Origin of the sequence: Confluentibacter sediminis (assembly GCF_003258355.1) — a bacterium.
In the GTDB taxonomy this organism is placed as follows: domain Bacteria; phylum Bacteroidota; class Bacteroidia; order Flavobacteriales; family Flavobacteriaceae; genus Confluentibacter; species Confluentibacter sediminis.
This window is the reverse complement of the sequence record NZ_QKPO01000013.1, coordinates 134,488-154,557: the sequence shown is the minus strand read 5'-3', so window position 1 is coordinate 154,557 and position 20,070 is coordinate 134,488. Positions and strand designations below refer to the sequence as shown.

The following is a 20,070-nucleotide window of genomic DNA, read 5'->3' as shown; positions in this document are numbered from 1 at the left end:
ATTAAATGAGAAAATTAATATCGTTAAGTCTGTTTGCTTTGGCATGGACTGTTTCAGCTCAAGATATGGGCACTATTGAATTCATTTCAGAAGAAATGAATAGCATTATAAAAAAGGATGCTAAAGTTGAAAAAATTGTAGATGGTTGTCAATTTACGGAAGGCCCATTATGGGTAGAAAAAGAAAAAATGCTTTTGTTTTCAGACGTCCCAGCAAATACCATTTATAAATGGACGGAAGCGAAAGGAAAAGAAGTGTATTTAAAACCATCGGGTTATACCGATGCTACAGTAAGGGGAGGTTTTATGGGTTCTAACGGACTTTGGCTTAATAAAAAAGGAGAGTTGTTAATTTGTCAACATGGAGATAGGAGAGTAGCTAAAATGGATGCGCCTATTACTGCTCCTAAAGAAAGTTATGTAACAGTGGCTGGAGCATACGATGGCAAAAGACTTAATAGTCCTAATGATCTTATTATGTCTGATAAAGGTGATTTGTATTTTACAGATCCTGCCTATGGTTTTGAAGGTGGTGCGACTGACCCTAAAAAAGAACTTTCTTTTCAAGGCGTTTATAAAATGGACAAAAGTGGTAAAGTCGCTCTTATGGATGATGCCATTGGTCAACCAAATGGTCTCGCCATTTTTCCTGATAAAAAAACGATGATTGTTGCTAGTACAGATGGACCTGATAAAGGATGGTTTTTGTATGACATTGATAAAGATGGCAACTTAAAAAACAAGCGTGTGTTTTATAACATGGCTAAGGAAAAAGGTATGGGGGGATGCGACGGATTAAAAATTGATAAATCAGGGAATGTGTTTGCTACAGGACCAGATGGTGTTTGGATATTCACAAAAGATGCTAAGCTTATAGGTAGAATTAAATTTAATAGGTTAAGTGTGGCTAATCTAGCATTCACACCAGACGAAAAAACACTGTTTATAACAGCAACCAATTATGTGTTTAGGGTCAATATGAAATAATTATTCAATGTTTTAATAAAAAAGAAAGTGTCCCATAGTTAAATATGTGGCACTTTCTTTTTTTAACTATTTACTTTTATTTCATTTTTTCTGAAATATCCCAAGTGTCAGTCCTAAAAGGTACAATTGGAAAACCTTCTTTACTTAATACATTGGACATGCCTTCGTTTCTAAATGAAAACCTAACAGCTACCGGCTCTTTAATGTTTTTATGGGAAACAATTATTCTATCTTTTATTAGTTTTACATCAGCAGGCAAGAATGTTTTATCACTTCCGGCTATCATAAATTCAGTAGGCTTGCCACCATTTTTGGTGATAAATCCATTAGGTGCATTTTCAAAAAATAAATTAATTTTCCCTTTAGTCACTTCCATATTCTTCAATCTAGGACTCGTATATACGGGAATATCCTTTCCATAGGTATCGGCTAAAGCCAATATTGCTAGGCGTTCCCCAACATCCTTTTTGTTTTGTGGATGCAGGTTGGTCACATCATCAACTAAGTCGGTAATTACCACCATGCCTGTTTTGGGGAATGAAAGAGATTTGGACTGTGCTTCTTGGAGTAAAGCACCTTCATACAAAGACGTCTCATATTTCCATGGGGCAATCTGCACGTAGTAGAATGGAAAATCATTCTGGAAGGCTTCACGCCAGGCGCCAATCATGCCATTCAGCATGTTTTCATAAGCATAAGCTCTTGGTGTATTGCTTTCTCCTTGGTACCAAAGCGCACCTTTAATGCTATAATTTGAAATAGGATAAATCATGGCATTGTAAAGGTATCCCGGTTGATGAGGTCTATGGGTTTTTACAACAATTTCACTCGCTGCTTTTTTCATAATGGGGTCAGAATTTATAACGGATTCCGGCTCCCAAAGTTCTATAGGTGTTCCAGACCAAGTAGACTGAATTAAACCAATTGGGATGTCACCCAAATCTTCCTGAATTTTCTTCCCAAAAAAATAACCCGCTGCACTGAAACTTTTGAGGGTTTGTTCATTGCAGGCAACCCATTCACCGATGGCATAATCTTGTGGATGTTCTGACGCTCTTTCATCCACATGGAAGAAACGCATCTTATTATTTGCTGAGTTTGGGAGTATCTCTTTAATTTGGTTATTATTACTCATAGCCATATTGGACTGGCCAGAAAGTAACCATACTTCTCCTATCATAATATTTTCTAGCACAATACTCGGTGTTGGCCTGAACCTATTCATACTTTTTAAGGTTATGGTATAGGGCCCACCAGCAGAAGGTGTTTTAATTTTCGCTTTCCATTTTCCAATATTGGAGGCTTGTACCGTATCGACCTCTTCTTTCCAGGAAGACATAATAACAAAGCGTTCACTAGCGCCCGACCAACCCCAAAGGGTTGCTTCAGAGTTTTGCTGCAATACCATATTATCACTTATAATGGAAGGTAGCCTAATCTGTGCATTTGTTTTAAATGCCAATAAAAGATTTGCTATACATAAAATGGTTAATAAAAGTTTTCTCATGTATCTATTCCGTTTAGATTCAACATAAAACATGGTAATCGTTAACCGATTACCATGTTCTTTTACTCATTACTTTATCGAGTTCTGCACGTGTCATAGTGCCTAGTTCTGGATGGTTTTTTAGATACTCTAAAAAATCGACTTTAATTTTATCAGTCCATTGACTGTCTATTTCCCCAGTACTGTATTTACCTGTTTTAACCATTTCAAAGCCAAATTGGTCTTTTCTGGTCACAAATTCAGAAGTGCTTACTACTTGTTCAGCCATATGAGCAGGAACAAAAAGAACCCCTTCTCTAGTGGCAATGACTAAATCTCCAGGAAGTACCATAACTTCTCCAATGCGAATCGGAGTATTCAGTCCCATAAGAACCATGTTTTCGGTAAATGACGGATGGAAATCACGAACAAAGGCATTAAAACCTTCAATGTTTTGTATTTCTTGCAAATCTCTTGAAGCACCATTAAATACGACCCCGTTACCAGACTTACTATAAATGGAATTGGCTAATGTCGCACCCATAATAGGACCTCCACTTATTTTTCCATAGGCATCGGCAACATAAAGATCGCCTTTGGATAAGATATCTATTGGCCAAGCATTGGTGTTGCCTTTTCTTCCTTGGGCAGCACCTCTTTCTTTAATGTTTTTTTCTACATCAGGACGACTCGGCATGTACATGGCGGTTACAGCTCGCCCCGTCATAGTATTATTATTTACTGTTTTCCAATCGCCAGCATATTGGTTTACGTAGCCTTCATTTCTCAAAACCGTCCACGCATCATCAATCATAATGTTTTTGGCTCTTTCCAATAAATCATCTGGAATTTTAGGTCTACCATCATCAAAACGTTCTCCTTTCCATTCAGAGGTAAGAAATAACATGTCTTCTTTTGTAATAGTTTGAGCATGCAATTGGCTAGCAAAACTCAGGGTAAATAAAATAATAGCACTAAATAATTTCATGGTTTTTATATTAAGATATTTTAATTATTATCACTTGCTTTTGTCAATGTATAATTTACAGCATCCATTCCTAAACGCTCTTTAAGTTGTGTTAAATATAAACTTTTAGGTGTCACATGTTTGTCCATGGATTCTACATGACCATTTGGTTTCGTTAAATCCTGCAAAGCGCCATTAAATACAACGGCATTCACACCAATATGTCCAAAAGAGTAGTTTTGAGCCGTTGGTGGGCTTTGAATCAAGAAGTCTCCTTCACAGTTCCAAAACACAATATTAGCACCGGCCCATCCAATAATATAATCCCAAAACCTTGCCGTAAGCGGTGCTTTCACATTATCATATAAAACACCGTTTACCCAATGGTTGTGTGGTTCACTGGAAGAATAGGGGTTCACAGCTGTGCATTCTAAATATACATTGCCACTAGCTTCATGGTTTTGTAACACGAACGAGTGTCTTCCTTTTTGAGATAAACATCTTTGTACTAAACAGAATTGCCCATTCATTTGGAAGGTAAATCGTCTGCCGCCCCATCTTTGAGAAACGGGTTCTATAGATTGACAATCTTGTACTGTAATATATTTTGTACCTGCATTTGCTTGAACAACACTACTAACAAAATGAAGGGCACTCATATTCCGTACCCAAACATTTTTTGCATTGGTAATATTTATGAAATTGGAATAATGATTTTCATCTGAATAATATTCATTGCCTTGATATTGATATTTTGGATCTAACTTATCACGGTCCATATTGCCATACACTGTTGTGCGGACAGAAGGGTCGTATTCTGAAATTCCACGAAGGTTTTCAATACCAATTTGCTCAATACGTTCATCACTGTATTTATAAATGGCACCACCGCCCCAAGGGGTTTCAATAGCACAGAAAATAGGAGCATCAATAGTAATGGTATTACCATTTACATTGACAATTGTTCTATCATAATCTATATTGAAAGGCCGCCATCTGTTTCTACCAATGGTAGCACTATCTAAACCAAGTTTTTTAATCCATTCTTGATTTCCAAAACGTCTTACGATAATTTTATCACCTGCTTTAAAGGTTTTTGCGGTTTTTACATTAAAGCTTACGCCACCCACTGGTACATAATCAGTGGTAATATCTTGTTTTGTATCTTCCTGAGGAGTTACTTTGTTGTCTCCTTCAATATTTATTAATGCAGGTCTTCTAAAACCACGGCCACCACCTTGGGTAGTTTGTACGGGAATTTTACCAAAAAGAATGGTTCCAGTATCACCCATGCCTTCTCCACGAAGAACAACTCCAGAAGCTTTTATGTATAATGGTTTGTCTAAACTATAATGACCCATTTTTAAAAGAATGGTTCCTCTAAAACCATTGTTGTCAGGTGCTAGAGCAGATACACTGTCTATTATCTTCTGAATGCTTTCAGAATTATCACCTAAAACAGGCCAAATGGTTGCCTTTATAGAAACAGTAGGTATTGGTTTGCCACCACCTTTGTAACCAGCGTTGGAAAAATCTGGTATTTTATTACCAAGGCTATCGGCAACATACACCAATTTACCATCAATACCAGGATAAACCATTGAAGTTGTAGGAGGGATATCTTGCGCACATAGAGAATTTATGATTGAAAAACTTCCTAAAAAAAGTAAAACAATGGCATTATAAAATTTCATATGGTCATTTTTAATTATCAATATTATATAGTCTATAGGCCTGCATTTAACAAGATGTTATTGACTGCTTCCATTCCCAATCGTTCTTTAAGTTGGGTGAGGTATAAACTCTTTGGAGTTACATGCTTATCCATGGATTCTACATGGCCATTTGGCTTAGTTAAATCCATTAATGCCGTATTAAAGACCACTGCATTTACACCAATGTGTCCAAAAGAGTAATTTTGAGCTGTAGGGGGACCTTGAATAAGGAAATCACCTTCACAGTTCCAGAAGACTGTATTAGCCCCAGCCCAGCCCATTATAAAGTCCCAGTATCGGGCAGTTAATGGCGCTTGGACATTGTCATATAGTATACCATTTACCCAATATCCATGAGGCTCACTCGTTGAGTAGGGATAGATAGCTTTACATTCCAGAAATACGTTGCCACTTGCAGTGGAACTTTCCCCTGCAAAAGAGTGACGCCCTTTATATGACAAGCAGCGTTGAACCAGACAAAGTTGACCATTCATTTTAAAGGTAAATCGTCGGCCACCTGCTCGTACCGAAACGGGTTCTAAGGACTGGCAATCCTGAACCGTAATCCATTTAGCTCCACCATTAGCTATGACAGCACTATAGACAAAATGTAAAGCAGACACATTCCGTACCCATGCATTTTTAATATTGTCGAAGCTGATAAAATTAGAATAATGATTTTCATCGGAGTAATATTCATCTCCTTGATATTGATTTTCTTTTCCCAATTTGTCACGATCCATATTCCCATAGGTTGTGGTACGTACGGTTGGATCGTAATCCGAGATGCCTCGTAGATTCTCAATACCTACATTTTCAATACGTTTCTCATTGTATTTTAATAGTTCACCACCTCCCCAACGTACATCGATGGCCGTAAAAATGGGAGCATCTACCGTAATAGTGTTGCCATTTATATTAATAATTTCACGGTCGTAATTGATGTCAAATTTCCATGGTCTGCTGTTGGCTATTTCATCCTTCATGTTCAATGCTTTAACCCAGTCTTCATTACCAAAACGTCTAACCATTACTTTATCTCCTTTTTTTAGACCTTTGGCAGACTTCACATTAAAACTAACAGCACCAAAAGGAACATAATCATCAGTAATTACTTGCTTACTGTTTTCTAGCACTTCCGCTCCATTTTCCGCCCCTATGTTTATAAAGGCAGGTCTTGCGAAACGTTGCCTGCCGGTAGCATTTGGATCTGGAGGAGGTAAAATGCCATAAAGAATGGTACCAGTATCACCCATGCCTTCACCGCGTAAAACGACACCTGAAGCTTTAATATAAATGGGTTTTTCAATTCTATAAAATCCCATTTTAATCAATATGGCTCCTCTAAATCCGTAAGCATCTTGTGGCATTGCCGAAACACTGTCAATTGCTTTTTGAATATTTTCAGCATTATCACCTAAAACTGGCCAAATAGTTGCTTTAATGGCAACTGTGGGAATAGGTACGCCTCCTCCTTTATAACCTGCGTTTGAAAAATCGGGAATTTTGTTGCCTAGGCTGTCGGCCACATAAACTAGTCTGCCATCAATACCTGGGTATACTAAGGAGGTAGTAGGAGGTATGTCTTGCGCATTAATGGACAGAATATTGGCAAATAGGGGCAACAGAATAATCCAAGAAATCTTAGTTTTCATTATGAGTTTTAGTTTAGTTATTAGTTACCAGAAGTATCTGGTGTTTATTTTATTTAAAAAGCCTTTGAGCAAAATCATGGAGTGATTTTCTCCAAACTTGCCATTCATGGTCTCCAGGGAAGGATGCAAACTCAACATGTAGCCCTTTATTTTTAAAGGTTTCAACCATTTTTTTAGTAGGATCTATTCTATTGTCTTGTTCGCCAACAGAGATATAAAACAACTTAAGATTGTCATTAAAAGACTTTGGGTTTGTTAATATCCCAGGAATCACTGCTTCTGCATTAAAAGATGCTTGTTCTCTAATACCACCAAATAGTCCCGTACTAAAAACGCCAACATAATCAAAAACATCCGTGTTTCGGAGTCCAGTAAAAAATGATTGACCACCACCCATGGATAATCCAGAGATAGCTCTATTTGCTGCATTCGACTTTACTCTATAATTATTTTCTACAAAAGGGATGATGTTTTCAAAAAGTTCTTCTTTAAAAACAGCCATCGCTTCATCATTATAACCTCTGGCATTCACACCAGGTTTAGTGGCATTTCCGTTAGGGATGGCTACAATCATAGGTGTTGCTTTGCCTTCAGCTATTAAATTATCAAGAATAAAATTGGTTTTTCCTTGAACAGCCCAACCACGTTCATCTTCACCACCACCATGCTGAATGTATAAAACAGGATAATCTTTGTTTGGATTTTTATCATATCCAGGAGGCGTGTAAATATTGATGTTACGCCATGTTCCTGTAGTTTTAGAGAAATATACCTGAGAACGAATATCGCCATGAGGCACATCTTTTATATTATAAAAGTCGACACCATCTTCTGGAATATCAATAGCACTGGCCATTCTACCAGTGCCGTAAAATGATTCACTAGCAGGGTCAGCAAACTTATAGCCATCAATGACTAAAGAATAATAATGGAATCCAGGTACTTGTGGATTGGTTATAACTGACCAAACACCTTTATCATTCTTACTCATATCATAAAGTTGACCAAGATCTAACTGTACTTTTGTGGCTTCAGGAGCATTTACAGTAAAAAGAACACGGTTGTCCTGAAAAATACAAGGACAACCGTTTTGATTAATGTTAGTAGTTGCAGGTTTTGCATGCTCTGGGACTTGAGCAATTAAATCACTAAATGAAAAGCTTAGTAGAAGCAATAATGAGTAAAAGTAGTTACGATTAACAATCATTTGAATTAAATTAAGATGTTATCGTTTGTTGTTATCACCCTTTACATCATAACCACGCCATTTGTATTTAGTTACAAGGGCTGCACAAGCAGGCCAAGCCACATCTACGTGTTCTTTACTAGCTACCCATTTTTGTCTGTTTTCTTCGCTATCAAAAGAGAATTGAATTTGATAATTGTATTCTGTTGGTTCTGCTTGAATTTTTTTAGCTGTTTCATCAGGAAAAATTTTAAATAATTTTGCACCTAGAAATCCTTGTTGAACGCTCAATGCAGGAACATATATAGTAGCATACATTTTTTCAAAAGCTTCAAAATTTTCTTTCGGAACTACAAAATCCATTTGTAAAGCCATCACTTTTGATTCTGCAGTAGGGCTTTTAATACCTAAACCAATTTCTTTTGAAGCTGCAATTCCAATAACAAGTAATTCTAAATCTTCGTTGCCATTGTTTGATAAAGTTACTTTTTCAGCTAGTTTACCAGAGAAAGCATCGTCTGATGTTATATTGGCTTTATCTCCATTTATTGAAATAGTTCCAGAACCTTTAATAACAAAATAAACTTCTTCATAACCCAAGAGTTGTCTTTCGTCTGTAGATTTACCGGCTGGAATAATGAGGTGGTCAACATGGTTCCAATTGGTAGTGAATACTTCCGGACCAAATAATCTACGAGAGAGTACACCATCTCCAGAATATAAACGTGTATTTGCTTTTGCTTGCTCTTTTTCCAATCGACCTGATACAAAAACAGGAATAGGATCTAATTTTGCTCCTACACGGGTGTCTCCTAAATCAAAATTATCTGCTTTTCCTTTATTGAGGCTAACAGCAAAATTTAACCATTTAAGAGGCTCTCCAGACGTATTGTAAATAGCATGCGCATCACCCATTTTACATGGAACAATAGCAGGTCCTTTTATTTTAGACGTATGTCCATTGATTGTAAACTCAGCTTCACCATTTAAGATGACATACATTTCCTCTATATTATGATGAAAATGATGTCCAATACCAGATTTAGGATTAATAATGCCTGAATGTAGGTATAGGAAATTTGTAGATAAGTCATTCCGACCTATTAACTGTGTAAAACCCATAGTTCCCGCACCAGCATGGACAGCTGAAAGTTCTCTGTATTTGGAAGCATCATTATGAACTATACGTTCTTTAATAGTTTGAGACGTAGCTTGTATAGTTGCAATAGCTAGTAATAAGGTGATAAATTGTTTCATGTTTTTTATTGGTTTAATTGGCTTATAATTTTAAAAAAATTAGTTTCCCATAAATTTAAAAAAAATAAGGGAAACAAAACTTTTACTCTTCTGATTAATAATTACTTATTATCAGGAAGGGCATACACTACATAACCTTTTGGTAATGCTCCTGGTTCTTTTGAGTGGTCAAAACTATCACGTGCAAAAGTACCTGTTGCATTAATAACTAAATATTGTTTGCCATCTAATGTATACATGGCTGGTACGGCAACAGATTCATTACTTAAAGTAGTTTCCCATAATATCTTACCTGTTTCTTGATCGAAAGCATATAATTTTCCTCCTTTTCCAGTAGCAAATAAAATGCCTGTTGAGGTTACAACCATACTTTTACGTTGTGCACCTATTACGGCACCTTTGCTTTTATCTCCATTAACGAATTCATAGTCTTCCCCTATAGGTTGTTTCCATCTTATTTCACCTTTATTTAAATCGTAAGCTACAATGTAAGACCATGGTGGAGACATCAGTGATTCCCACTCTAACCCATAACCAGTTGTGTATCTATTTTCAGGATGTTCTACACCCTCAGGATAATCCAACATGGGGGCGACTCTCTTTTCGTCTTCTCTCATTTTTACGCCTCCAGAAGCAACAACAGGACCTTCTAGTGTTGTTTCTTCTTCATTTCCTCTTCTATTAAAGTTAAAACTTCTAGGATTTCCCCCCATAAAACGATAAAGACTCGCTAACATAGCTTCATCAACATGTACAAAGCCTGGCATTTGTCCGCGACCATTTAAAACAATGTTTTTAAATTCATCATAAAAAATGTGTTGTGGCATATTTTTAAGAGTTGGGCCCACACCACCTTCCATATTCGGTCCATGACAAGTTTTACAGGTATTGTCGTACATGGTTTTTGCTCTCTTTGCTTCATCAGCAGAAATATCAACTTTTGGAGGCTCTACTTTACTTAATTGGTAAATAGATGGATGTTCTTGCGACATGACGAAAACCAAGCCTTTTTCAGGATTACTTGCTGTATTTCCATAATTTGCACCACCTAGAGGACCAGGTAAAATAATCGTTTCATATTTATCTGAAGGAGGAGTAAATTGTGCAGTTTTGGCAGCATCAAGTCTTTTATACCACATTTGTTTAATACTATCTGATAAATAAGGGTTTATGTTTTCTTTTGTTACTTCGTGCCTCATAAAACTAGGCAAAGTAGGAATAGGCTGTGTCGGCCATGCTTCTTCACCAGGCACATCACTTGCAGGAAAAGGTTTTTCCTCAATCGGGAAAACAGGTTCACCGGTTACACGATCAAAAACGAACAGATAACCATGCTTAGTCGCCGATGCTACAGCATCAATTTTTTTGCCGTCTTTGTTTATAGTTATTAATTGGGGAGCAGGAGAAAGATCATAATCCCAAAGGTCATGATGTACCGTTTGGAAATGCCAAAGACGTTTGCCTGTTTTAACATCTAGAGCCACTAAAGAGTTTCCAAATAGATTACTTCCAATACGATCGCCGCCATAATAATCAAAAGTAGGAGATCCTAGGGACAGGTACACAATACCTCTTTCAACATCTGCCGACATTTCGCTCCAAACATTTACACCGCCTATATACTTATAGGCGTCTTTAGGCCACGTATCATAACCAAACTCTCCTGGATGCGGTATGGTGTGAAAGGTCCATACTAATTTACCAGTAATAGCACTATAAGCTCTTACATAACCAGGTGCTGAAAAATAACCCTCACCAGGCGCCGAACCTAAAATGACCAAATCATCAATAATTACGCCAGGCATCATGGCTTGTACTCTTCTTATTGAACTTGGCTCGCGATCTAGACCTTGTCTTAAATCTGTATATCCATCATCACCAAAAGTTAAAATAGATTTCCCTGTAACTGCATCTATAGCTTGTAGTGAATTATTAAGTGTAAAGATTAATCTTTTGTCTTTTTTATCTTTACTTTCCCAGTAATTAATACCTTTTCTTGTCAATCCTCTTAAATTGGCATGAATCCAGATTTCTTTTCCTGTTTTAACATTCAAAGCTACAAGAGAATTGCCTTTTCCTAAAACATACATGGTCGTATCTACTATAATAGGGCTAAAATTATTGAAGCCACCTTCTGAAGGATAGCTCCAAGCGACTTCTAGTTGATTGACATTTTCTTTAGTAATTTCAGAACCATCAAAGTATTTAGATTGGTCAGGACTTCCTGCATAATGAGTCCATGTTGAATGTTTAATAATTGTATTGTCTTTATTGCAACTTACTAATAAAGAGATACATAATAATGCAATAAACGTGGTGGTTAACTTAGTTGGTTTTTTTTTGGCGTGCATATAAAATTATCATTAAAATTGTGGTGAAAAATGTGTTATTTAGTTTACTTTAGTTAAGGTGAATTTATTTGATTTTGTATTAGACTGAATTTGTTGGTGTTGGTTTAATTGTATGAAAATACATGAGGGTTTTCAACTCAAAAAAACCAAGATAGTAAAAAAAATAAATGGAAAACTTTAGGTGTTATTATGATTTTTTATTTAATACAAATAAATTAAAGTAAATATTAACTTTAGGTTCTTAAAAGCTAGAAAAACTAAGACTTTTAAAAGCTTAGTTAAAACTTTGTTAAAAATGTAAAACCCACCTAAAACATATGTTCTAGGTGGGTTTTTATTTGATTTTAAATAATAAACTAATTAACAGCGTCTTCCACTTCGTCAGCTGCATCTTCTACAGCATCTCCTGCATCGTCTGCAGCGCTTTCTACGGCATCTTCTACTTTTTCTCCTGTTGTTTTTTCTCTACAGCTATTAAATGAAGTTAGTGATAAAGCAACTATAAATATGTATGCTAATTTTTTCATGTTTTTTAATTTTAAGGTTAATAATTTAGTTTTTTTTTACTGTTTTTTTATCTTTTAAAACCACCTCTAATAAGTGATAAAATAAATAAGACAATAAATATGAAGAATAGTATTTTAGCTATTCCAGCTGAAGCTCCTGCAATACCACCAAATCCTAAGACTCCGGCAATGATTGCAATAATTATGAATGTTATAGTCCATCTTAACATAATTTTCTTTTTTAAGGGTTAATACTGAGTTTGAATTGTTATAGGCAGGTTAAATAATTGCTGAAATGAGACTTATATTATTCTTTTGCTTTAGCATTTTCTTCCGATTTTGCTCCCATTCTATTGAATGTATACATAGGTGCAAATTTTAACTTAAGGGCAGCAATTTCTCTGTTATCAGAACTTGTAAGGCCTTCTTTTTCTACAGTGTTTTTTCTAGTATCTATAGCTTCGTATAATAGTTTAATTTCATCCCATTCTTCTCTAGAATAAGAATCTTTGTTGTTTTCTACAGTATGAACAAATGTTTGATAAACACTTAGTATGTTATCTTTGTTGATCCAGTCAAAATTCATGTCTCCAGTATCATTATAATCAGATCCTAAAAGGGCTTTTCTTAGATTACTTTTGCCTATTCGTGCATCTTCTTTTTCTTTTTCGGCAAGCAATTCTGTTTTGTAAGTTTCATATTTTAATGTAGCTTCATCAATATCTTTTTTTAAAGCTTCATTTTCTTTAACATGATTTAGATTGGTAGTAGCTATAGATTTATGGTTTTTATAGCCATCTTCAATTTTTTCCCAATTAGACTGAGCTTCGGCATATTCCAAGCTTGCTACAGAGTCTACATAACTTGTGTATTCATCTATATTTTCTTTTGCCATTTGTTCTTTTCCATCATTACATGATGTAAATAGTAATGCTAAAGAGCATATTCCTATGGTGATTTTAATTGTTTTCATAATTTTAGTGTTTAGTGTTTAATGTTCTTTGAAATTATTTTTGTTGCAAAGTATTGTACTCCATAGCCAAGTAGGTTTTTTATTATAGAACTTGACTTGCCTATTAGTATTTTTTTTGATAGGTACCCTCCAGCGAAGCTTAGGATTGATTCTAGTATGTTGCCTCTAACTTCGGGTTCTTCTTTAATATCGTTTAAAGCTCTATTTAATAGTCTTGAAGGTCTTAGTTCTTGATAGGTAACCTCTAGTTGTGCTTTTAACTCTTCAATCTTTATTCTTTGTTTATTTTCCAGAATCCGAATTTTTGCTTCTAAAATCTGATTTTGATTTCTATAACTTTTCATTTTCTTCAGGATTAGATTCAACAAATTCAGATCGTCTTGGCTTTAATAATTTTGCAATTACAAGATTTATTATAGGTGCTTCAATTAATTTAGCACTAAAAAAATAAACGAGAATGGTTATAATTAAATAGAAACCAGAGACAATTAAAAAACCTAAATAATAAGCTCCTAGTAAATTGCCAATCAATAAACTTATGGCAATGTTGACAAATAGAGTAAATAAAGAAAATACTAAAACTAGCACTATTCTTGACGCTAAAGAGGATACAATGTCCGCTGTTACATCTATAGCATTTAGTTTGTATAACTCTATACTAGTTTCAGTATATTCTTTAACTTTATTATAAAGCAATTCTATATGTTTTGCTGTGGTTTCCATTTATTGTTTATTAAGCTTTTTCCATTTTTTCTTTTATAGCTTCTTTTTCTTTATGAAGCAAATCTTTTCCCTCTACTTTTAAAGAGCTGTATTTTTCTGAAACGGTGTCTAAAAAATCATCAAAGCTCTCTTTTAGTTTGTCTTTGGTTTCTTTGCTTTTTGAAATGATTTTTTTTCTGGTTTTCTCACCTTTATCTGGGGCTAATAAAATACCAAGTGTTGCTCCTACTGCTACGCCTGCTAAAAGGCCTAATATTGTGTTTCGTGTTTTCATTATTTTTAATTTTAATTGTTTATTATTAATTTTTTTAAACTCCTTTACCACCTATTAATCTTAATAGAATAGCGATCACTGCTATAACTAATAGGATGTGTATTAATCCGGTTGCACTGTAAACAAATACTCCTAATGCCCAACCAATTACTAGGATGACTGCGATAATGTATAATAAGCCTCTCATAATATTCTGTTTTTAATGGTTAATGATTATTTTGTGTTTTAAATGATTCTACGATATTTGATTTAACTATTTCAGTGTTTCCGAATGAGTTTATCACTCTTTTTGCTTCTTCTAAACTTACAGATACTCCAGAGGCATGACCAGAATTGGTTATCACATTCCACGTATAAATTTTATCTCCTAGGTTTTTACTTATTAAAGACATTGGAATGATGTTCTTTTTAATAATTTTAGAATTGTTTGATAACGAAGCAATTTCTTCATTTACACCATCCATGCTTAAACAAGTTCCTGTAAAAGTGCCAAGTTCTGTTTCTATATTCCATTTATAAACTTGGGTTGTTTTATTCTCTGTTTTTACATCACTTGTTTCTGTTGCGCCCTCCATTGCATTGGGGTGCAACATACTCGATGCTACTATGCCTGTTGCTATGATTGACTTTTTCATGATGTTATTTTTAGTGTTATACGTTTTTGATTTTATTGGTTTAGTTTATTTAAAGTAGTTTCTATTTTGTTTATATTAGATTTTAATTTGTGTGTGTCTGTCACTGCTAAAACTTTAAATTCTATATTGTCTGTTGTTTTTCCTAAAGCATTCAATAATTGTATTTGCGTATCTGTTTTATTTAAAATCAATTTTAATTTGTTTTGAATAAAAGAATCAATATCAATATTTTTTAATTCTAGTTTATTAACATTGTTTATGTTCTCGTAACTGGGAATTGAAATCAGTTTCTTTTCTGCTAACTCGTTGTAATTTTTTGATATTTCAAAGTGCGTTTTTTCTAATCTTTCAGTTAAATGGCCAATACTGTTTTGAGTATCAACAGATTTTAGGTCTTCACATAATTCTAGAATATCCAAATTGTTCCTAGAAGCATTTAACAATAATTTGGCTTCTTGTTTATGTATGTATACCCTACTTTGTTTTTCATTTATAATTTCATTTTTCTGTTTAGTGTTTTCTAAAATGTAATTACAAGAAATTAATGTGAGAGTTGCAAATACTGATAACAGTATCAGTACCACCATGTTTCTAAATTTCATTTTATTTTCATTTTACATTGTTCTACAAAGATGCAATCAGCTGATGGTTTTTGTGTTACAACATTATTTTCAATACTTATAAGATTAACATTTTTTTTAATTTATGCCTTATTTATTAAGTACATTACAAAGATGCGATAGCTTGTTGTTTTTTGTGTTACAGTATTTTGGAGTAAGGTTACAAGATTTCAATATGTACTCTTTTTAATATGGAAGCGGGAATGCTAAAACATATAAAAGAACAGAGGATATGTGGTGTTTTTTTACAAGAAAGGCTTGTTTAATAATGTTTCATTAAATCTTAATTTATTTTTAGATTTAATGAACTATAGATATAATATTTACCAAATGCTTATTCTATATTTCAAGGGGAAGTAGATAAAAATTATTTAAATAAGCGAAAGCTATAGCTATGTTATAGGAAGGTAAACCGTAAACGTTGCACCAACAAGGGGTTTACCATTTGCGAAAATAAATCCTTGGTGGTTTTCAATTATTTTTTTGCATATAGATAGACCAATACCTGTTCCAGAGTATTCATCTTTGTTGTGAAGTCTATTAAATAGCACAAAAATCTTTTCGGCATATTCATTATCAAAACCAATACCGTTGTCTGTAAATATAATTTTGTGGTAATATGGTTTTTTAGGTTTTAAAATTTCAGGGTCATCAGAGGCTTTGATTTTGCTATAGGTAATATGTATTTCTGGAATTCTATCTTTCGATTTATATTTTAAAGAATTACTTATTAGGTTTAAAAAAAGCTGTTGTATTTGAAAAGGAATTACATTGATTTTCGGGAATTTATCTGAGTTTATAATGGCATCTTCTTCAGATATAATTTCCGCTAAATCTTGTTTGGCACTTTCTAAAAGCTCATTTATATCTGAAACTTCAAATACATTATCAGCTCTATTTGTTCTTGAAAACTGTAATAGATCATCTATTAACAATCGCATTCTTGTTGAAGCATTTTTTATTCTATCAATGTATGTTAAACCAACTTCAGATAATTTGCTAGATTCTTTATCTTCAAGTCTAGATAAAAACGTTTGTATTTTTCTTAGGGGCTCTTGCAAATCATGACTGGCAACATAGTTAAATGCGGATAGCTCTCTATTATTGCGCTCCAATTCTAAATTACGATCTTCTAAAATTCTTAAATTATCTATCTCATCGGTTATATCTGTAATGGTTCCTAGAAGTTTTTTTCCACCATCTGAGCTTTCATGTAATTTGCCGTAACCTTTAAAGTGTCTTATAGTTCCGTTTTTTTGAATGATTCTATAGTAAACAAAAGGCAAGTCTTTATTAGTAATCATTTTTTCAATCTCTCTGCTCAATTTTTCAGCATCTTCAGGATGAACAAACTTCATGAAATTTTCTACGGTTGATTCAAAAGATTGAGGTTCTTCACCTAGTAGTCTATATAAATTGTCAGAATATTTAAACGTATTGGTGTCTATGTCCCAGATCCAATTACCATGTTGACTAATAATTTGTGATTGATTCGCCGATTCTTTAAAAATCTCTAATTGCTCGTTGGATGCTTTTATCTCTTTTAAGTCACGAATAATCTTGTTATAAGCAAAAAACATAAGAACTAAAGAGAATAACAACACCATATACAAGAATATGGGCGTCACTTTCAAATTAGATTCATATGTATGTTGTGTTTTCTTTAATAAATCATTTTGAGATTTTATCATTCCTTTAATTTTTAAACGAATGGTGTCCATCAATTTTTTTCCTTTATAGAAATTTTCTTTAAAGTTTTGGTCATTATAGTTTCCAACAGCAGAAAACCTAAACGCCTTTTGGAAATAATCCATACGTTCGTCTATTAATACATTAAGATCTTTAAGATTTTTTTGTAAAGTAGGGTTGTTTCTGCTTAGTTCCTTTAATTCGGCAAAGCTATAGTTAATGTTTTCTCTTCCCGCATCGTAAGGTTCTAAATATAGTGGGTCGTTTGTTATTAAAAAACCTCTTTGCCCAGTTTCGGCATCTTTCAAATGGGAGAAAATTTGTTCTAATTCAACATTTAATCTATAGGTTTGAGTGAGTAATTCTGATGATTTAGATAAATCATCTATGTTTCTATATGTTATGCCACCAATAAGTAAAATTATAAAGGCTGAAGTAAAAAAGATACTTTTTATAAACCAAGATTTTTTTAATATTCTAGTGGGCATAATTTATAATCTTAACAAGAAGTTGTCTTTATTTAATCCATTGGTATGGTACTGCCAATTTATGGTTACAACCTCGGATAATACTTTTTTAAGTGTTTTAAAGTCGTTGGGTTTTTTTATATAAATGTTAGCGCCCATAACGAACGTTTTTTCAATATCTTCTTCTGATGCTGAGGTAGAATAAATAGCGATAGCCATATCTTTAAACTTGTCGGTTTGCTTTATTTCTTTTAAGCATTCCAATCCAGATTTTCTGGGCATGTTTAAATCTAAAAATAGGACATTCGGAAAAATGGATTCTTCATTATTCAAATAATCCATTAAATAAACCCCGTCATTAAAGGTTTTTACGTTTGTAGTTATTCTTAATTCATCAAAAGCATCTGTGAAAAATAAACGATCATCTTCATCGTCATCTGCTAATATGATATTGATATAATCTTCCTGCATAAACTAGTTGGTTTGATTTTGATTAAATTCACGTCTTTTCGTAATAATACGCTGAAAAGCAGATGGAGTAATACCTGTTGTATTTTTAAATTGAGTGCTTAAATGTGCTACACTAGAATAATTAAGCTTAAATGCAATTTCGGTTAAACTTAAATTGTCATTTATAATAAGTTGTTTGGTGTGTTCTATTTTTTGAAGAATGATGAAATTCTCTATAGACGTGTAAGTTACTTCAGAAAATAGATTGGAAAGATATCCATAACTATGCCCAAGAGTGTCTGACAAGTAAGCAGATGCTTTTAAATTCATGGAGGTGTCATCATTAAAGACCATATCTACGATAACATCTTTAATTTTTTGCACTAATATGCTTTTTTGATTTTCGACAATTTCAATGGCATAATCATTTAAATCACTAGAAAAAGCTTCTAGTCTTTCTTCTGATAATTTTTCTAAAAGCTCTACTTCCCCAAAAGCGATAATTTTATGCTTTATATTATGCTCTAGCAATTTTTCATCTAAGACTTTCCTGCACACCGCATTAAAATCGAATTTTAAATGTAATTTCATAAGAAATATTTGTTCCGTAAATTTATAATTAATTATGAACAAATTTACATTAGATATTGAAAACGTTTGATAGCTTTAAATATTATAGCTATAGTATTCAAATTAAGACAAATACTAATTTTTATTTCTTATTTTTTTCCATTCTTTTAATCTGGATCTTGCCCGACTATGCAGATGTTTATCTATCGGATCACCTATTAAAAACCCATAAGCATGGTATCCTGGAGTGTTGTCGAAAATTATTTTTAAAGTCGCTGTAATGGGTAATGCAACAATCATTCCTGCAATACCCCAAAGCATTGAAAAAATGATAAGAGATATTATGGCTATAAAAGCATTGATACTCACTTTAGAGCCTGTTATTTTTGGAGTTATAAAATTACCTTCTAAAAATTGTATGAACATAAATATGGCAATAACCCCGAATGCATACCAAGCACTATCTTTGGTGGCAAGTGCAACTACTGCCGGAATTACTGAGCCAATTATAATGCCTACATATGGTATTAATAATAAAATGGCTGCAAAAAATCCAAAAAATATGGCATGGTCTATTCCTAAAATAAATAGCCCAATAGTATTTAGCACGCCCACAATAAAAATAACCTTTATTAATCCCACAAGGTAATTTTGTTGAATATTGTATACTTTTTTAATCATTTTATTTAAAAAAGCCTTGGGTTTATTTCGGAATACTTTATAATAGAACACTCTAAAAAAGCGTCTGTAATATAAAAAGAAGAACAAGTAAATGGGTATTAATACAAGAGTACTTATTAATGATCCAGATTGTGTAATAAACTCACCAATTTTGTCAAAATTACCTTTTAATAGATTTTCAATTTTCAAATCTCTTGAAAACAGCGAATTTCTACTGTTCATATTAAAAGTTTTTTGTACAGATTCTATAGAGTTATAGTAAAGTTCAGATAGGTTTTTGGTGTAATCTTCGCCGTTATTGCTAATGCTATTTAATTGAAAATATACAATCGTTACAATAAGTGATGTAAATAAGAAGATAATGAGTAAAGAGCATAAGGTAGCAAATAAGCGATTGCACCTCCATTTATGTTCTAGAAATCTTTGAATCGGATATATCATCACCGCTAATATAATGGCATATAGAATGGGCATTATAATGGGTTTCAATATATATAAAATGAATACAATAGAAATGAATGTGAGTATACCAAAAATAGGATGGTAGTTTGTGGTTTTCGTATTCATTTAGCTAAGATAAATATTAAAAATCTGCCTTACTAACCTTAATAGTAATTCACTAACCAACCAACCAAATTAACTATTTAGAATTAAAATTGGTTTTCGGGCAGATGTTATAGATTTTATAAGTCAGATATTATTTTGTGTAATTCTTCTTTAGACTTGCCTAATTTTTCTTGAAGTTTACCAAGAGTTTCTTCTTCTTTTCCTTCAGCCATTAACAAATCATCATCTGTTAGCGTGGCATATTTTTGTTTTAATTTACCTTTTAATTCTTTCCAATTTCCTTTTAGTTCTGTAGTGTTCATAATTTTTAGT

22 protein-coding genes are annotated in these 20,070 nt (G+C 33.4%); 1 reads left to right on the top strand and 21 read right to left on the bottom strand.

Annotation, left to right across the window (positions count from 1 at the left end; genetic code table 11):
* Nucleotides 1-5 precede the first annotated feature (5 nt).
* Nucleotides 6-986: an SMP-30/gluconolactonase/LRE family protein gene (locus DKT72_RS12765; RefSeq protein WP_111309130.1), complete on the top strand. Its 981-nt coding sequence runs from the start codon at nucleotides 6-8 to the stop codon at nucleotides 984-986.
* A 76-nt stretch (nucleotides 987-1,062) separates the two neighbouring features.
* Here DKT72_RS12765 and DKT72_RS12760 read toward each other — a convergent pair whose 3' ends face one another.
* From DKT72_RS12760 to DKT72_RS12665, 21 genes are all read right to left on the bottom strand, one after another.
* Nucleotides 1,063-2,493, bottom strand: a complete 1,431-nt coding sequence (locus DKT72_RS12760; protein ID WP_111309129.1) for a sialate O-acetylesterase — start codon at nucleotides 2,491-2,493, stop codon at nucleotides 1,063-1,065.
* A 49-nt stretch (nucleotides 2,494-2,542) separates the two neighbouring features.
* The gene (locus DKT72_RS12755) at nucleotides 2,543-3,460 is read right to left on the bottom strand and encodes an RraA family protein (protein ID WP_111309128.1); all 918 of its coding nucleotides are present in this window, start codon (nucleotides 3,458-3,460) and stop codon (nucleotides 2,543-2,545) included.
* A 20-nt stretch (nucleotides 3,461-3,480) separates the two neighbouring features.
* Nucleotides 3,481-5,133, bottom strand: a complete 1,653-nt coding sequence (locus tag DKT72_RS12750; protein ID WP_111309127.1) for a hypothetical protein — start codon at nucleotides 5,131-5,133, stop codon at nucleotides 3,481-3,483.
* A 32-nt stretch (nucleotides 5,134-5,165) separates the two neighbouring features.
* A complete protein-coding gene (locus tag DKT72_RS12745) occupies nucleotides 5,166-6,809 on the bottom strand; it encodes a hypothetical protein (protein WP_111309126.1) in 1,644 nt (547 codons plus the stop codon).
* A 49-nt stretch (nucleotides 6,810-6,858) separates the two neighbouring features.
* Nucleotides 6,859-8,016: an alpha/beta hydrolase-fold protein gene (locus DKT72_RS12740; protein WP_111309125.1), complete on the bottom strand. Its 1,158-nt coding sequence runs from the start codon at nucleotides 8,014-8,016 to the stop codon at nucleotides 6,859-6,861.
* An 18-nt stretch (nucleotides 8,017-8,034) separates the two neighbouring features.
* On the bottom strand, nucleotides 8,035-9,252 hold the full coding sequence (locus tag DKT72_RS12735; RefSeq protein WP_111309124.1) for a cupin domain-containing protein: 1,218 nt from the start codon (nucleotides 9,250-9,252) through the stop codon (nucleotides 8,035-8,037).
* 101 nt (nucleotides 9,253-9,353) lie between these two features.
* Nucleotides 9,354-11,603 carry an outer membrane protein assembly factor BamB family protein gene (locus DKT72_RS12730; RefSeq protein ID WP_111309123.1) on the bottom strand — a complete coding sequence of 750 codons (2,250 nt, stop codon included), beginning with the start codon at nucleotides 11,601-11,603 and terminating at the stop codon, nucleotides 9,354-9,356.
* 356 nt (nucleotides 11,604-11,959) lie between these two features.
* Nucleotides 11,960-12,130: a hypothetical protein gene (locus tag DKT72_RS18390; RefSeq protein WP_220628122.1), complete on the bottom strand. Its 171-nt coding sequence runs from the start codon at nucleotides 12,128-12,130 to the stop codon at nucleotides 11,960-11,962.
* Nucleotides 12,131-12,177: 47 nt separating this feature from the next.
* The gene (locus DKT72_RS12725; RefSeq protein WP_111309122.1) at nucleotides 12,178-12,339 is read right to left on the bottom strand and encodes a DUF1328 domain-containing protein; all 162 of its coding nucleotides are present in this window, start codon (nucleotides 12,337-12,339) and stop codon (nucleotides 12,178-12,180) included.
* Between the two features lie 77 nt (nucleotides 12,340-12,416).
* A complete protein-coding gene (locus DKT72_RS12720; RefSeq protein ID WP_111309121.1) occupies nucleotides 12,417-13,082 on the bottom strand; it encodes a DUF6565 domain-containing protein in 666 nt (221 codons plus the stop codon).
* A gap of 11 nt (nucleotides 13,083-13,093) precedes the next feature.
* Nucleotides 13,094-13,426: a hypothetical protein gene (locus DKT72_RS12715; RefSeq protein ID WP_111309120.1), complete on the bottom strand. Its 333-nt coding sequence runs from the start codon at nucleotides 13,424-13,426 to the stop codon at nucleotides 13,094-13,096.
* Entirely contained in the window at nucleotides 13,413-13,805 is a 393-nt protein-coding gene (locus tag DKT72_RS12710; protein WP_111309119.1) for a hypothetical protein, read from the bottom strand. Before DKT72_RS12710 ends, DKT72_RS12715 begins: the two co-directional genes overlap by 14 nt.
* Nucleotides 13,806-13,815: 10 nt before the next feature.
* Entirely contained in the window at nucleotides 13,816-14,079 is a 264-nt protein-coding gene (locus tag DKT72_RS12705) for a YtxH domain-containing protein (protein WP_111309118.1), read from the bottom strand.
* Nucleotides 14,080-14,113: 34 nt separating this feature from the next.
* Nucleotides 14,114-14,266 carry a lmo0937 family membrane protein gene (locus DKT72_RS12700; RefSeq protein WP_111309117.1) on the bottom strand — a complete coding sequence of 51 codons (153 nt, stop codon included), beginning with the start codon at nucleotides 14,264-14,266 and terminating at the stop codon, nucleotides 14,114-14,116.
* A gap of 19 nt (nucleotides 14,267-14,285) precedes the next feature.
* A complete protein-coding gene (locus DKT72_RS12695) occupies nucleotides 14,286-14,714 on the bottom strand; it encodes a hypothetical protein (RefSeq protein ID WP_162623314.1) in 429 nt (142 codons plus the stop codon).
* 32 nt (nucleotides 14,715-14,746) lie between these two features.
* On the bottom strand, nucleotides 14,747-15,316 hold the full coding sequence (locus DKT72_RS12690) for a hypothetical protein (protein WP_111309115.1): 570 nt from the start codon (nucleotides 15,314-15,316) through the stop codon (nucleotides 14,747-14,749).
* Between the two features lie 410 nt (nucleotides 15,317-15,726).
* Complete coding sequence (locus DKT72_RS12685) at nucleotides 15,727-17,511, bottom strand: sensor histidine kinase (RefSeq protein ID WP_111309114.1); 1,785 nt, start codon at nucleotides 17,509-17,511, stop codon at nucleotides 15,727-15,729.
* Nucleotides 17,512-17,514: 3 nt separating this feature from the next.
* The gene (locus DKT72_RS12680) at nucleotides 17,515-17,961 is read right to left on the bottom strand and encodes a response regulator (protein ID WP_111309113.1); all 447 of its coding nucleotides are present in this window, start codon (nucleotides 17,959-17,961) and stop codon (nucleotides 17,515-17,517) included.
* Between the two features lie 3 nt (nucleotides 17,962-17,964).
* Nucleotides 17,965-18,531, bottom strand: a complete 567-nt coding sequence (locus tag DKT72_RS12675) for a helix-turn-helix domain-containing protein (protein WP_111309112.1) — start codon at nucleotides 18,529-18,531, stop codon at nucleotides 17,965-17,967.
* A 114-nt stretch (nucleotides 18,532-18,645) separates the two neighbouring features.
* The gene (locus tag DKT72_RS12670) at nucleotides 18,646-19,758 is read right to left on the bottom strand and encodes an AI-2E family transporter (RefSeq protein ID WP_111309111.1); all 1,113 of its coding nucleotides are present in this window, start codon (nucleotides 19,756-19,758) and stop codon (nucleotides 18,646-18,648) included.
* Between the two features lie 116 nt (nucleotides 19,759-19,874).
* Nucleotides 19,875-20,060 (bottom strand): CsbD family protein, encoded by a 186-nt coding sequence (locus DKT72_RS12665; RefSeq protein WP_111309110.1) that lies wholly within the window; start codon nucleotides 20,058-20,060, stop codon nucleotides 19,875-19,877.
* Nucleotides 20,061-20,070 lie beyond the last annotated feature (10 nt).

Excerpts from the sequence above, each read along its gene's own strand:
- DKT72_RS12695 (WP_162623314.1), bottom strand. The coding sequence starts at position 14,714 with ATGAAAAAGTCAATCATAGCAACAGGCATAGTAGCATCGAGTATGTTG.
- DKT72_RS12720 (WP_111309121.1), bottom strand. The coding sequence starts at position 13,082 with ATGAAAACAATTAAAATCACCATAGGAATATGCTCTTTAGCATTACTA.
- DKT72_RS12700 (WP_111309117.1), bottom strand. The coding sequence starts at position 14,266 with ATGAGAGGCTTATTATACATTATCGCAGTCATCCTAGTAATTGGTTGG.
- DKT72_RS12675 (WP_111309112.1), bottom strand. The coding sequence starts at position 18,531 with ATGAAATTACATTTAAAATTCGATTTTAATGCGGTGTGCAGGAAAGTC.
- DKT72_RS12685 (WP_111309114.1), bottom strand. The coding sequence starts at position 17,511 with ATGCCCACTAGAATATTAAAAAAATCTTGGTTTATAAAAAGTATCTTT.
- DKT72_RS12705 (WP_111309118.1), bottom strand. The coding sequence starts at position 14,079 with ATGAAAACACGAAACACAATATTAGGCCTTTTAGCAGGCGTAGCAGTA.
- DKT72_RS12730 (WP_111309123.1), bottom strand. The coding sequence starts at position 11,603 with ATGCACGCCAAAAAAAAACCAACTAAGTTAACCACCACGTTTATTGCA.
- DKT72_RS12760 (WP_111309129.1), bottom strand. The coding sequence starts at position 2,493 with ATGAGAAAACTTTTATTAACCATTTTATGTATAGCAAATCTTTTATTG.
- DKT72_RS12710 (WP_111309119.1), bottom strand. The coding sequence starts at position 13,805 with ATGGAAACCACAGCAAAACATATAGAATTGCTTTATAATAAAGTTAAA.
- DKT72_RS12670 (WP_111309111.1), bottom strand. The coding sequence starts at position 19,758 with ATGAATACGAAAACCACAAACTACCATCCTATTTTTGGTATACTCACA.
- DKT72_RS18390 (WP_220628122.1), bottom strand. The coding sequence starts at position 12,130 with ATGAAAAAATTAGCATACATATTTATAGTTGCTTTATCACTAACTTCA.
- DKT72_RS12690 (WP_111309115.1), bottom strand. The coding sequence starts at position 15,316 with ATGAAATTTAGAAACATGGTGGTACTGATACTGTTATCAGTATTTGCA.
- DKT72_RS12715 (WP_111309120.1), bottom strand. The coding sequence starts at position 13,426 with ATGAAAAGTTATAGAAATCAAAATCAGATTTTAGAAGCAAAAATTCGG.
- DKT72_RS12740 (WP_111309125.1), bottom strand. The coding sequence starts at position 8,016 with ATGATTGTTAATCGTAACTACTTTTACTCATTATTGCTTCTACTAAGC.
- DKT72_RS12725 (WP_111309122.1), bottom strand. The coding sequence starts at position 12,339 with ATGTTAAGATGGACTATAACATTCATAATTATTGCAATCATTGCCGGA.
- DKT72_RS12665 (WP_111309110.1), bottom strand. The coding sequence starts at position 20,060 with ATGAACACTACAGAACTAAAAGGAAATTGGAAAGAATTAAAAGGTAAA.
- DKT72_RS12750 (WP_111309127.1), bottom strand. The coding sequence starts at position 5,133 with ATGAAATTTTATAATGCCATTGTTTTACTTTTTTTAGGAAGTTTTTCA.
- DKT72_RS12680 (WP_111309113.1), bottom strand. The coding sequence starts at position 17,961 with ATGCAGGAAGATTATATCAATATCATATTAGCAGATGACGATGAAGAT.
- DKT72_RS12765 (WP_111309130.1), top strand. The coding sequence starts at position 6 with ATGAGAAAATTAATATCGTTAAGTCTGTTTGCTTTGGCATGGACTGTT.
- DKT72_RS12735 (WP_111309124.1), bottom strand. The coding sequence starts at position 9,252 with ATGAAACAATTTATCACCTTATTACTAGCTATTGCAACTATACAAGCT.
- DKT72_RS12755 (WP_111309128.1), bottom strand. The coding sequence starts at position 3,460 with ATGAAATTATTTAGTGCTATTATTTTATTTACCCTGAGTTTTGCTAGC.
- DKT72_RS12745 (WP_111309126.1), bottom strand. The coding sequence starts at position 6,809 with ATGAAAACTAAGATTTCTTGGATTATTCTGTTGCCCCTATTTGCCAAT.